General features: G+C 38.5%; 9 protein-coding genes. 6 read left to right on the plus strand and 3 right to left on the minus strand.

Going from position 1 to position 13,021, the window contains the following annotated elements; genetic code table 11:
• The first annotated feature begins 3 nt into the window (after window positions 1–3).
• From FLP_RS10670 to FLP_RS10690, 5 genes are all read left to right on the plus strand, one after another.
• Entirely contained in the window at window positions 4–846 is an 843-nt protein-coding gene (locus FLP_RS10670) for a hypothetical protein (protein ID WP_065449508.1), read from the plus strand.
• Window positions 847–1,363: 517 nt separating this feature from the next.
• Window positions 1,364–1,786, plus strand: coding sequence for a single-stranded DNA-binding protein (locus FLP_RS10675; protein ID WP_065449509.1), 423 nt, complete (start codon window positions 1,364–1,366; stop codon window positions 1,784–1,786).
• Between the two features lie 30 nt (window positions 1,787–1,816).
• On the plus strand, window positions 1,817–2,878 hold the full coding sequence (locus FLP_RS10680) for a DUF932 domain-containing protein (protein WP_065449510.1): 1,062 nt from the start codon (window positions 1,817–1,819) through the stop codon (window positions 2,876–2,878).
• Window positions 2,879–3,108: 230 nt separating this feature from the next.
• A complete protein-coding gene (locus tag FLP_RS10685; RefSeq protein WP_065449511.1) occupies window positions 3,109–4,650 on the plus strand; it encodes a MauE/DoxX family redox-associated membrane protein in 1,542 nt (513 codons plus the stop codon).
• A 61-nt stretch (window positions 4,651–4,711) separates the two neighbouring features.
• The gene (locus FLP_RS10690) at window positions 4,712–4,975 is read left to right on the plus strand and encodes a hypothetical protein (protein WP_065449512.1); all 264 of its coding nucleotides are present in this window, start codon (window positions 4,712–4,714) and stop codon (window positions 4,973–4,975) included.
• 61 nt (window positions 4,976–5,036) lie between these two features.
• Here FLP_RS10690 and FLP_RS10695 read toward each other — a convergent pair whose 3' ends face one another.
• Genes FLP_RS10695 through FLP_RS10705 form a run of 3 tightly spaced genes read right to left on the minus strand, consistent with a single transcriptional unit; the run spans window position 5,037 to window position 12,024 of the window.
• The gene (locus FLP_RS10695) at window positions 5,037–7,655 is read right to left on the minus strand and encodes a S9 family peptidase (protein ID WP_065449513.1); all 2,619 of its coding nucleotides are present in this window, start codon (window positions 7,653–7,655) and stop codon (window positions 5,037–5,039) included.
• Window positions 7,642–9,033: a RagB/SusD family nutrient uptake outer membrane protein gene (locus tag FLP_RS10700; RefSeq protein ID WP_065449514.1), complete on the minus strand. Its 1,392-nt coding sequence runs from the start codon at window positions 9,031–9,033 to the stop codon at window positions 7,642–7,644. Before FLP_RS10700 ends, FLP_RS10695 begins: the two co-directional genes overlap by 14 nt.
• A 15-nt stretch (window positions 9,034–9,048) precedes the next feature.
• Window positions 9,049–12,024 carry a SusC/RagA family TonB-linked outer membrane protein gene (locus FLP_RS10705; protein ID WP_243397567.1) on the minus strand — a complete coding sequence of 992 codons (2,976 nt, stop codon included), beginning with the start codon at window positions 12,022–12,024 and terminating at the stop codon, window positions 9,049–9,051.
• Between the two features lie 548 nt (window positions 12,025–12,572).
• Here FLP_RS10705 and FLP_RS10710 point away from each other — a divergent pair.
• On the plus strand, window positions 12,573–12,812 hold the full coding sequence (locus FLP_RS10710; protein WP_065449516.1) for a hypothetical protein: 240 nt from the start codon (window positions 12,573–12,575) through the stop codon (window positions 12,810–12,812).
• Window positions 12,813–13,021 lie beyond the last annotated feature (209 nt).

Genomic DNA, 13,021 nt, shown 5'->3' on the forward strand with positions numbered 1-13,021 from the left:
GATATGAGGAATTTAGACAATACAACGATAAATTCATTTGATTTCCATAAACTTATAGTAGATAGTAAGAAAGCAACAAAACTAGATCCAGATTTTAAAACTCGTTTAGTTGCATTGGAAAATGAGGTAGAGGAATTATATAATATTTATAAAATAAATTTTGATAGTAATTCACTTGAGAAAACTGTTGCAAATTCTTATCCTGATAATCATAAAAATGATTTGTTAAAATTGTATAATTATAAAAGTAAATTAATTCAGGCTCTCAAAATTGAAATTACTACTACGAGTACACACCGAATACTTAACACTTGCCAAAATTGTACTCTAAGTGAAATAAATTCATTTGATCATATTTTGCCTAAAGAAGAATTTTCTGAGTTCGTAGTAAATCCACTTAATCTGTTTCCTAGCTGTACAATCTGCAATAGTTATAAAAGTAGGTTTTGGCAAGAAAATGGAAAAAGACTCTACTTAAATCTTTATTTGGATGAGCTTCCAAAGTCTCAATATTTGTTTGTAGATATTGATTACAAAAATGATACTTTCGGTTTGAGATTTTACTTGGAAAATAGATCAGAAATTGACGAAAATTTATTTAATATTATACAGAGTCATTATAATAAACTTCATTTATTAGAAAGATTTTCTAGAAATAGTGATAAAGTAATTACACCTCTTCAAAATAAAATTAGACCATTCATAAATATTATTTCAATTGAAGAAATAATAAAAATGGCAATTCAATCAGCTAATTTAAATCGTAATATATTTGGAATGAATTACTGGGAATCAATTCTAGAGTTAGCTCTGATTAATAATGATGATTTTCTTTGGACACTTTGATATCTCTTTTGAGTTTCTCCACCACCGAGTTCCGAGGTAGTAGGTGGCAAGATATCGGTTGTGATACAATCGGACATCTTGCCGTGAGCTTTGACGCTGACTTAAATCATCCAGGCGCTTTGATTTTTTTTTGAGATTTGTATGTTTTGCAGGATTCGGAAGGCCGCAGACTTGATAAGCTTTGCTGAAGTAAATTTTTAGTATAGATGAGTTTTCATTCGAAACGGCTAAAAAGGGCAGCCAAGATAGCGCCATACGTTTGCTGCATGCGCATAACGGACTCCAGTTTCCTTTTGTCCGCCCTTCGGGACTTATAGCACTCCGCATCCTTTAACTGACGCTTGATCTGTGCTTTCTTTTTTTCCGTTTTTTCTTTTGAAAACAATTTTTTTAAAGGGCGGAGCGGGATTTAAGGAAGCAGGGATCAGTATCTATTACTTGAGTATTTCATAAAATATTCCTTAGGTTTTGATCCGTGGTTAACGAATTATTTATTCATTTTTTAAATTTAAAGGTTATGGAAATTACAGGAAGAGTTACGGCAGATGCGGCAGTGCGCCGTGCGGGAGAAAAAGAAGTTTTGAGTTTCAGTATAGCGGTTAATGACCGCTATAAGGTGGCGGGGAGCTCGGAGTACAAAGAGGTGACAACATTTATCAATTGTTCCTACTGGCTCAGTATGAAAGCAGCGCAGTGGGTTAAGAAAGGAGCAGTGGTGCTTTTAAACGGCAGACTGGGTATGCATGTGTATATCAACAGCGAGGGAAATCCGATAGGCAGCATTGACTTTCATGTTAATGCAATAAATATTATTGCTTTTGCAAAAAGAGGCAGTGATAAAGGTGATGATGAGCAAAAGGCAGCAAGTGTGCAGGAGGGGAACAGCAGAACTGCTGTTAAGAAAGGGAAAGACAAGGCAGTGGAGGAGGTGCCTTTTTAATTGGATGTTTAACTTTAAAAATCACAAATCATGGGACATCATATTTATTATAATGAACAGACCCAGAAGCACAGTTTTTTCAGTGTAAAGGAAAAAGCATGGCACAATCTTGGGCAGATAGTGGAAGAATACCCGACAAGCGCTTCAGCAATAGCGCACGCCGGATTGGATTTTGAAGTGGAGAAAAGAAGGCTGTTTACACCTTCCTCTCCAATTGTAACGCAGGACTTTATTACTGCAGGAAGGCTTGATATTCCAGATTACTGCAGTACCGTGCGTACCGATAATGACACGGTGCTGGGGGTAGTAGGCAAGGATTACCATATTGTACAGAACAGGGATGCTTTTTCTTTTTTTGACAGTATAGTAGGCGGTGACGGTATAATGTATGAGACCGCTGGCGCGCTGGGCAACGGTGAGAGGATCTTTATCACAGCAAAGCTTCCTGATTATATCCGAGTAGGAAAAGATGATCTGATTGAGAAGTATCTTTTCCTGACTACCTCGCATGACGGAAGCGGCAGTATTACGGCAGCTTTTACGCCTATCCGCATAGTATGCGCCAATACACTTAATGCTGCGATGCAGTCTAAAACCAATACGGTGCGCATCCGTCATACTTCAAATGCTAAAGACCGCCTAGAGCAGGCGCATAAAGTTATGGGGATTTCAGATACCTTATCCAGCAGTCTTGAAGCGGTTTTTAATTATTGGACAAAGACCCGTATCTCTGACAAGGAAGTTAAAAAGCTAATCCAGCATGCTATGGCACCAGGCAGGGAAGTATTGAAAAAACTGAAGGAGGGAAGAAACGAGGAATTATCCGCCTGCTTCAATAATATGGTAGATAGTGCCTTCGAATATGCAATGAGCCATCCTACACAGCTCACTGATACCACTAGAGGAACGGTATTCGGCGCTTACAATGCCGTAACGGGATATTTTCAGAATGTGAGAAAGTATAAGAATGACCAGGCTAAAGTATCTTCCATACTAATGGGAGGAACGGCGCAGTTAAGAAGTCAGGCCGCTTTTGACCTATGCCTTGATTTTGCTGTTAGGGGCTTTAGTTCTTATGTAGTGCAGAATTGATCTTTTTTTAAATGCAGGCAGTTTTAAACTGCCTGCATTTTTAATGCCGGTCGCGCTGCAAATCTAGCCGATTTACAGCGCGGTTTTATTTTAGAATGTAGTATGCATTATATCTGTTTTGGAAGAATTTTTGCCTGATTTGGATAAGATTTGCGTGAAAGTGTTGATTTACATTTGTTTATGTTCTTTTTGAATCATCTCACGTTTCCCATTCTAACCAACTGATCGCTATGAATCTCAAACCTCAAATAAGAAATACTATAATTGAAATCATCAGCCTGCTGTATGTGCTGCTGTTTGTTTATGCCGCAGCAAGCAAGCTATTGGATTTCCAGCATTTCAAAATTCAGCTTGGGCAGTCTCCGCTGCTGAGTCCTTTTGCGGACTGGATCGCAGTGCTTGTACCGGTAACTGAATTCCTGATTTGTATAATGCTGATGTTACCCAGATACAAGCTGGCAGGACTTTTCTCTGCCTATGGATTAATGGTTATGTTTACGGTCTATATTTTTATAATACTGAACTATACCTCTTTTATACCCTGTTCCTGCGGCGGTGTTCTGGAAAAACTGGACTGGAAGTCTCATATGTTATTTAACATTGTATTTGTATGTCTTGGCGCAGCTGCAATTGTTCTGTATAAAAGCAGATTTAAAGTGAGCAATCATTTTTTGAAGGCAGTTAAGCTGACAGGGCTGTTCTCCATCATAACCCTAAGTGGCAGCAGCATAGTGATAGTCTTATTTATGCTTTCTGAAAATATCGTACATTATCATAACAAACTGACCAGGCGATTTCCTCATTCGCCCATCACGCAGGAAGCAATAGCAGACCTGAAATTTAATTCTTTTTATATTGCCGGTGCTGACAGTGCTCATATTTACCTTGGAAATTTAACCGCGCCTCTTCGTGTTACGATACTTAACAAAAAATTAATCCGGACCCAGCAGGGAATAATTAATTTAAACTGTAAAGATCTGCCCTTTAGGGCGGTTAAAGTAAGTGTGGCAGCACCGTACTTTTTTGTAACAGACGGGACTGTTCCATGTGTCTTTAGAGGAAAAACAACTGACTGGAAGGCGCAAATGGTATATAAAGAAGGAGAGTATTTCACAACGGCTCTTGCAGTTGATTCATCCTCAATTGCAGTAGTTACAAATAGTAAAATAACGGGAGAAAATATACTGGGAGTCATCCAGACGGGGTATAATAAAAAGACTATTTTAAATCCGGATATCCTGCAGAAGCAGTTTGACGGTGTATTTGATACCGATGGGCAGCTGCTCTTCAGTAAGGGAATGAATAAAATAGTATATCTGTATGCTTACCGTAATCAATTTACAATTGCCGATGAAAATTTGAGGATTATAGGCAGAGGCAACACTATAGATACCATAACCCAAGCGAAATTAAGCATCGCTAAAGACAAAAAACACAAGCAGCGGAAATTCTCAAAACCGCCCTTATTCGTGAATAAAAGAAGCGCTGTTTACAAGAATCTGCTGTTCGTTAATTCTGCTGTGCCTGGTCTCTACGAAGATGACAGAATGTGGGAAAGAACAAGCATAATCGATGTGTATGATCTTTCGCGGAAGAGCTATCTTTTAAGTTTTACTATCATTAATCTGAATGATCAAAAAATCAAAGAGTTTTTGGTGTACGACGACCAGCTTTATGTAATGATCGGCAATCAGATCATTCGGTATAAAATCGATGTACAGATCACTTCTAAATATCATACAATAAATACAGACAATCTATTGGCCAAGTAGCAGGGATTTGATCGAAAACCTGTAAAAAAGAGTAGATCATTAATCATAAAATTATATTATTATGAAATTAAATGTTTTAAAAATCGGTCTGCCAATGGCAGTTGCTGCATTTGCATTAGCAAGTGCAGCCGGTACAAGCTCTTTAAGAGCAGATAAAGCGGCACCTATCCCAGGTTATGCCCGTTTAACTCCTTCTTCTGCCTGTTCCTATGTGGCTGATTGTGACGATGCCGGTACTGTAATATGTACCGCTCCAGATGATAACAGCATGGTGTTACACGCAGAAGCAAACACTTGTCTCACTCCGCTTAAAAAATTCGATTAAAACCCGTCAGCGGAAAAAAGTACCGCGGTATCTTAAAAGGATACCGCGGTATTTTTATATATTAACGATTATAGTCAGCCTTCATCCAATCTTCCCGAACGCCGTTTTTTAGGTAATAGTCAAACCATTTCATTATCCGATTGCTTAAATCAACCGCATTTTTTTTGCTGTTGATTTGATGTTCCTCATTAGGATAAATAAGCAGCGTATGCTCTTTGTTTAATCGTCGTAACGCAAGATAAAATTCCTTACTCTGAAGGGAATGAACCTGACGGTCTTCTTCTCCTGCCCATCCTAAAAGAGGCGTTTTTATATTTCCGGCCAAAAGCACAGGAGAATTGTTCAGGTAAGCTGGCATATCTTCATACAGGGATTTTCCGATTCTGATCTGGTGGTTCTCCGTTCTAAAGAAATTAGGCTTACGAAATAATGGCCCGATATACAGATAGGTGCTGACAAGATCGGTCCAGGCGGCTCCCGCTACCGCTGCTGCGAACAGGTCAGTCTGAGTGATGACCAGATCGGTTTCATAACCGCCGAAGGAATGCCCGATTAATCCTATCTTGTCAGGCTTTATACTTCCTTTCTGTACTACGGAATCAACTGCCGCAAGTATGCTTTTAGTGACAGATTCCCGTAAATTACCGAATTCATATACGATATCCGGATATAGCACAAAATAATCCTGAAGCGTAAAATTGGGGGTATTAAACCCGTCTTCAGACAGCAGAGATGGATTTACATAGTCATTTAATTTGTGAGACTGGCGCTCGTATATAGACACAATCATAGGGTATTTCCGGTCTTGCTGATAATTTGCAGGATAGAATAAAACCCCTTTTACTTTTCTATTATTAACTGTATATTCTATTCGCTCATTTCTGCCCCAGTGGTAATGATGTTGCTGTTTATTTGTCTGTACAATCTCTTTAGCGCTTTTGTCATAAAGCATCAATCTGGGCGGGCTTGTGAAATTCTGATCGACATACATGTAGGCCGCTTTATTTTGGGCCTTACTTATATGTGACACTTTCTTATCTCTCCATACCAGTTCTTTTACTCCGGATTTTGGTTCCCAGCAGCTGAAACCACTGGCGCCTGTCTCTTTATTCTCTGTTGACATCAGGATACCTTTGGCAGGATCAACGATGTATTTTTTAAATTCCATATCGCCATAGGTTATTTCAATATCCAGGTGTTTGATCCTGAATACTTTTTGAATTTCTCTTCCATTAGTCAGTCTTCTTTTGATTTTTCCGTCCATAGAAATTAACCATAGGTCGTATCTGTCATATAGTATAATTTGTCCATTCGTGGTCCATGCCCCAAGTCCGTAATAGGAATTCGATTTTGGCCTGTCCGCGTCTTCGTCTCGAAAAACAGCGGGAATTTTCGATGTTATGCAGGTATGTTTTTTTTTGCGAATGTCAAAGATCCACCATTGCCCGTCCTTTGCATAACACAAGTAAGCTCCATCAGGAGAAGCTGAAAGTGTGCTGCCTGGATAGTGATTTTTAAAAATTATATGCTTTTCCCCGCTTTTTAAATCCAGCGCAAATAAGTCATATGGACATGACTGCATACTTTGCGGCTCATAGGCAGCGGGATCGTAAGGAAAAGCATAATTGTAATCAGGACTTAAAAATGCTTTAGGTAAATTCTTATCGGTGATCTGGCGGACCGTATTAGTACTTAAATTCCAGACCGCCAGTTTATCAGACCATGTATAATATGGAGAAAATTCATGAAAGTCAAAAAGAAGTTTGTCTCTGGAATTTCGTATCTCGACTTCATTCTCTTTAATTTGTTTGTTATTGTCCTGAGGTTCTCTCAGCCAAAAAAATACTTTTGACCCGTCAGCGGAATGCAGCGGATTTGTATTTTCTGAAGTAGAAATGGTCATGTTGGGACACACTGAATTTAGATCCGACGATTTTAAAGACTGAAGTTTTTTTCTTTTCAGATCATAATTATACAGCACAGGATATTGTTTTTTATTTTGTATAAAAGCTATGGCATCTTCTTTCCAGATAATATTCTGATACGAGGCATCACTATTTTCAGCAAGTCGTTTTTTTGCAGCGGAATCACTGAACATAAGAACCTCGAGGCTAAAGATATTTTTATCTGCTGTACTGTACGCGATGCCTGTCAATTTGGGATCAAAATAGTAACGGCTGATATTCAGGATCTCCGATAGTAACTTTCCATCGGTATTTCTGATTTCAAGTCTTTTCTTCCCTTCAGGCATTTTAATAATAAGGGTAACGAATCTTTGATCTGCTGAAAATTCAAAACGTTCTGCTCCCGCTATTTCAAACTGTTTCCCCGTATTAAGATTCACTAATCGAAATATGCTTTTCGCTATGCAGGCAAAATCTGTTTCGCCATTAAATTTTCCTTTTAAAGCGTTAGGGAAAATATTTTTTTTGCTTTGATCTGAAGTGTGCTGCACAAAGAGTGTATCATTATCAGTGTATTTATACTGGAGCCGGTAACTAGTCCAGTTTCCGTTGTTTGATATCTGGTCAGGAAAAATAGAGCTCCACAGCTTATAATCATCTGTTGTAAGGATTTTTTTTTGGCTGGCCTGTCCCAGAATGGCGGGACAGGTTACTAACCAAAAAATGAAACAGGTAATCCAGGTAAAAAAATCATTGTATATTTTAGTAGCCTTCATTTTGGGGATTTAGATTGGTATTCAGCAATAATTCAGATTCAGGAAGAGGCAATTGACGGCTGGTATTCTTCCATTGGGGCTTGACTGATGATAGTGTCGAGTTAAGCCTTCCTGTTCTTTTGAGATCAAAAAAACGGTGTCCATGTTCGGTGAAAAGTTCCAGACGGCGCTCAGCGAGTACCGCATCAATTATTTCTGATGAGGTAAGAGCAGCCGTATTTTCCAATCCTGCATGATTCCGTATCCTATTTAAGTCTTCTTTTGCCCCAATTAAATCCCCATAATGAGCACGGGCTTCAGCTCTAATTAAATATTGTTCCGAAAGACGCAGTACTATGGAATATTCGACAGAAGCCGCCGTAGAAGACTGTTTTTTATATTTATAGGGATGATACCAGGTTGAACTGCCATTAGTCACCACTTTAATCCACTGTGCTTTACGCTGGTCTTTGCTGCTGAAAGCATTTAAGAGTTCTGAAGAAATAGCGGCCGAAGGCGGCGGGCCCTGCGTGAAAATGTTAATATTCCCTTCGTAGGTGTTCCTGCCTGCTGTCACAGGCATTAACTGCCAAATGGTGGAACGGCTGTCTTTTAGAAAAACTAAATCCAGCGGAACAGGCCAGATATACAATTCTTTTTGATTTAAAACAGCAGAGGCATAGTTCGCAGCTTCTTCCCAAAGTTCCATATAGAGGCATATTCTGGCCAGCATTGCCTGAGCAGCAGCTTTATTGGGCCTAACTCTGTCAGTTCCAGCATAATTTACAGGAAGGAGATTAGCCGCCTGCTGCATATCCTCTTTGATGAGTCTATATACTTCATTTTCGGGGGTTTTATGCAAGGAGCTGTTTTTTTTATAATCCGTTTCAGTAACATAAGGAATCGGTCCGAATGAGTTTACCAAATAGAAATGTATCATTGCACGGACAAACAAGGCTTCACCGGTAAGCTGCCCTGAATCGGAAGCAGAAAGAGAAACTGAACCTGAGATTCCTTTAATAACTGAATTTGCCGCATAAATCTGATTGTAACTGCTGTTCCATAATTCTGCTATTTCCGGACCTGTAGCCAGCAGTGTATTTTGATAAAAATAATCCTGTGCAGTTCCTGATGTGCCATAATATTGCAGTTCGTCGGCATATAATCCAAGCTGCCTGGAAAGCCCTGACGGAAAACCCGTCAAAAGACCCCGGTCTCGGATTTTTGAGTAAATATCAACCATTGCCGCTTCAGCAGTGGCTTTATTTTGAAAGACCGCATCACTGGTTAATTGTGAAGACGGAAGTTCTACATCAGTAAAATTTTGACAGCTTGCAAACAGTGCTGCAAAGCATGCCTGTTTCATTAAAACTTTTATTTTTAGTTTAAATGTTTTCATCTGAGAATAATTAAGTTAGAAGGTTATATTTACAGCCGTACTGTAAATTCGTAGGGGAGGAAGATATCCAGCGGATCTAAATTCAGGATCCATTCCTTTGTATTTAGTGAAAGTGAGCACATTTTGTCCCTGAAAGCTAAGTCTGCAGCTAAAATTTTTTGTCCATTCTTTGGGAAGCTGATAAGACAATGAAATGTTTTTCAGTCTTATATAAGAGGCATCACTGATCGAAGCATCACTTTGTGAATACCTGCTGTTGGCCAGATTTCGTAGGCTGTTACTGTTGCTGTATCCTTGATAAGGTCCGGAATCTCCAGGATTCATCCAATGGTCAGTTACTCCTGACAGCTGGTTAGACATTGTACCAGGCATCGGATTGGCATAATTTTCATTGAAATTTTCCTGCTTGACAAATTGAAACAAAAAATCGAGATTCAGATTACGGTATCGGAACTGATTTTGTAATCCCCCGTAAAACTTAGGGTTCAGGTTTTTTATTGTCTGTTTGTCATCAGCGGCAGTATAAACGCCGTCGCCATTAACATCATTAAAATGATATGTTCCTGTTGCAGGATCAAGTCCAGTGTACTGATAAACTTTTAGAATATTAAGCGGCATGCCGATTACATATTGATTTTTGTATGTTGAGACAGCAAGTCCAGGAAAAGAAATCAATCTATTTTTAATACTGGTGAAATTCAAATTTGTGGTCCAGCTGAATTGCTCAGATTTTAGATTCAGCGTTCTGACAGTAAATTCTATGCCCTTATTTTGAACCACCGCATCAAGATTAGCCTGTATGGATTGAAAACCTGTGGTGCCGGGAAGAGGCACACCTACAAGCTGGTTTGATGATTTATTTGTAAACCATGAAACAGTCGTAAAAATTCTATCGTTTAAAAAACCAGTTTCTAATGCTGATTCAAATTTCAGATTTGTTTCCCATCCAAAATTTGGATTAAACAATCTGCTTGGCTGTAATCCTGAAATCCCTGAATAACTAAGTCCCGAAGTGCTATATGTGTCTAAAAATTGATAATCTCCTATCTGGTCGTTGCCGCTTGTTCCGTAGCTTGCCCGTATTTTTGCAAAACTTAGGAAACCGAGATTCTCTTTTATATAATTTTCTTCGCTTAAAACCCATGCTGTTCCTATGGCGCCAAAATTTGCAAGCTGCCTTCCTGGTCCAAATCTGCTTGAACCGTCGCGTCTTCCTGTTAGGTTAAGAATATATTTTCCTTCCCAGTTAAAATTTATTCTTGTAAAAATGGCATTATAGCGATATAAGTTCTGATCGCTGCTCACAACTCTAAAGGTTGAAGCAGAAGAAGGATTTTCCATAAGACTATTGCTGGCAAATCCTGTTGCATTATTTAGCTGGCGATCTCCCTTCTGCTGTTGGAAGGTAGTACCAATAAGAACTTCGATATCCCCTTTTCCGTAACTGCTTTTATAAGTTAACTGTGGTTCAGCAATCCAGGAAGTCCTGTTTATAAGATTGGTATAGAGTGAGGAAGCTTCGCTTCCAAGGCCGAAAAAGGGATTTAGAATGGTATGGGGCTGAAAATTTAGCTGTTCCTGACGCAGGTCCGTGAAACCAAAACTGCTGCTGATAGTAAAACCGTAGCCTAGTTTATATGATAGCAATACATTTGCCAGCAGGTCATAAGTGGAGCCTTTTGTTTTTCCTTCTAAAGGAGCGACAGGGTTAGCAAAGGTGTTGTTTTCCCAATTAAGATTTCCAGAAGTATCATAAAGGGCAGGTGCGTTTGGTGCCAATCTGGTCGAAATCTGCGTCAGATCAACAGATGGCAGACTGCTAAATTGTGCAGTATATATCGCTGAGAAATTAACTTTGAACTTTTTGCTTTCCGACTCGTGATTAAGATTCAAATGACCACCCGCTTTAACGTAGTCAAAATCACCGGGAAAGACGGTAGTTTCTCTGGAATAGTTTCCGCTTAATAGAAAATTTGTCTGAGAAGATCCTCCTGAGATCGAAGCCTGTAGATTAGTATAACCAGCTAGACCACCGATTAATTCTTTCTGCCAGTTTGTGTTTCGATTCTGATCCCACGTGCCGTTAACATCATAAGCAGATGCGGGATATTGCGTGACACCATCGTTCGCAAAAGCTTCACGACGCATTTCTAAGTATTGTGGTGTCTCTAAGACATCTTTAAAACGGGTTACCCTGCCGAGTCCGTATACATACGAAGCAGAAAATGAAGTTTTGCCTTCTGCGCCTTTTTTTGTTGAAATTAGCACAACACCATTAGCTCCTCGGGAACCATAAATCGCAGTAGCATCAGCATCTTTTAAAACTTCGATAGTTTCAATATCGGATGGGTTAATACTGTTTAGCGGACTGTTCTCAGCAGGCATATTTGATGATGTAAAGGTGCTTCCTATACTTTGCGAGGAATAGGGTACTCCGTCAATTATATACAGTGGATTGTTTCCCTCAGATCTTAAACTGTTCTTTCCACGGATTTCAATTGTAAAACCACTTCCGGGCATTCCTGTGTTTTGAGTTACGTTTACTCCAGGCATACGTCCCTGCATCACGGAAAGAACATTAGAGACAGGCTGAGTCTGTATATCCTTGGATGTTATGCGTGCTATGTTACCGGTTCGATCACTTTCTTTTACAGTGTAATATCCAGCATTGACTCGTACTTCCTGTAGTGTTGTGGTATCGTAAACAAGTTTAACGTCTACAATTTTGCGTCCATTTACAGGAACATACGCCGTTTTATATCCAATAAAAGAAACAATCAACGTATCCGATGGGGATGCGGCAATTGAATACTGCCCGCTGTAATCGGATATCGAAGTAGAATTTAATTTATTCTTAATTGAAATAGTTACCCCGGGAATAGGACCCGATCCATCAGTTAAAGTTCCGTTGACCTGAGACTGCTGAGGTATAATTCTAAAATGCCGTTTTGTACTGGCAAAAGATGATGAAAAAGCGAAACAAATGCCCATAAAAATTAGGCAATAAAGAGCTCTTCCATCCTTGTAAAATGAAAAATAATTCATAATATTGGGATTGGTTAATTAAATATGATTTGATTAGCTGTAGGTCCTCTATGGTTGTTTGGCGACGAAATAGAGGGCCATTTTTTATGTTAAAACTTAAAACTAGATTTTAATTCACAGGCAATATTATTTCATGGTTGAATAATGTTTTTAAACTTGAAACATTGAAATAAGGAAGAATTGCTAAGAAAGAAAGAGGAGAAAAATATATGGCGTGGGTTGTTCTCGACTTATCATGCATTAAAGGTACTGGAATGACCCGCGCGCATACAAGTGAGCCCACGCCAATATTAATATGGCGTGAGCATTAACACTTATCATCTTGCGCGCTTAAAAATTTTCCAGTTTCTTAATGCAAGTTTCAAAGCGAATGCTTCAAATATTTTATATGAAGAATCGCAAAAATATGTATTTCATTACAAATATAACAAAATAATTTAAAACGCGCATTTTCGTACGCATTATTTTTTTTGCATTAGACTTACTTTGTTATAATGGCAGAGACAAATAAAATAATATGTACTTACATTTTTAATAACTGGATTAAAAGTTATAAGTCTCAACGTGCCTTTGGTTTAGATCATGGAATTGAAGAAAGTATTGTTAGAAAAATTAAAAATACTGCATTGATACCTGATCAGGTTGATTACAATATCCCTGTAAATACTCTTCAGAAAATTTGTGAAGCAAGAAATATTAAGCTTTCCGATTTCTTTAAACTTATTGAAAATTAAGGTTTATAATTATAGATCGTGCTTTAAGATCTTTTTTTGATATACGTAAAAAGCAGGTAATTCTACTGGTTCTTTATATGGAGTAAAGAACTAATTTTCCCTTTATAATTTCGATTACGGAAAACCGTAAAATAATACAGCATTGGTTTTATATGTTTGATTTTGTAAATGATTAAATATAAAACCAATGGACTGCTTTATTTGTGGTT

This window comes from Flavobacterium piscis, assembly GCF_001686925.1.
GTDB lineage: Bacteria > Bacteroidota > Bacteroidia > Flavobacteriales > Flavobacteriaceae > Flavobacterium > Flavobacterium piscis.

Coding starts and splice junctions, on each gene's coding strand:
- FLP_RS10670 (WP_065449508.1), top strand. CDS start 4: ATGAGGAATTTAGACAATACAACGATAAATTCATTTGATTTCCATAAA.
- FLP_RS10675 (WP_065449509.1), top strand. CDS start 1,364: ATGGAAATTACAGGAAGAGTTACGGCAGATGCGGCAGTGCGCCGTGCG.
- FLP_RS10680 (WP_065449510.1), top strand. CDS start 1,817: ATGGGACATCATATTTATTATAATGAACAGACCCAGAAGCACAGTTTT.
- FLP_RS10685 (WP_065449511.1), top strand. CDS start 3,109: ATGAATCTCAAACCTCAAATAAGAAATACTATAATTGAAATCATCAGC.
- FLP_RS10690 (WP_065449512.1), top strand. CDS start 4,712: ATGAAATTAAATGTTTTAAAAATCGGTCTGCCAATGGCAGTTGCTGCA.
- FLP_RS10695 (WP_065449513.1), bottom strand. CDS start 7,655: ATGAAGGCTACTAAAATATACAATGATTTTTTTACCTGGATTACCTGT.
- FLP_RS10700 (WP_065449514.1), bottom strand. CDS start 9,033: ATGAAAACATTTAAACTAAAAATAAAAGTTTTAATGAAACAGGCATGC.
- FLP_RS10705 (WP_243397567.1), bottom strand. CDS start 12,024: ATGGGCATTTGTTTCGCTTTTTCATCATCTTTTGCCAGTACAAAACGG.
- FLP_RS10710 (WP_065449516.1), top strand. CDS start 12,573: ATGGCAGAGACAAATAAAATAATATGTACTTACATTTTTAATAACTGG.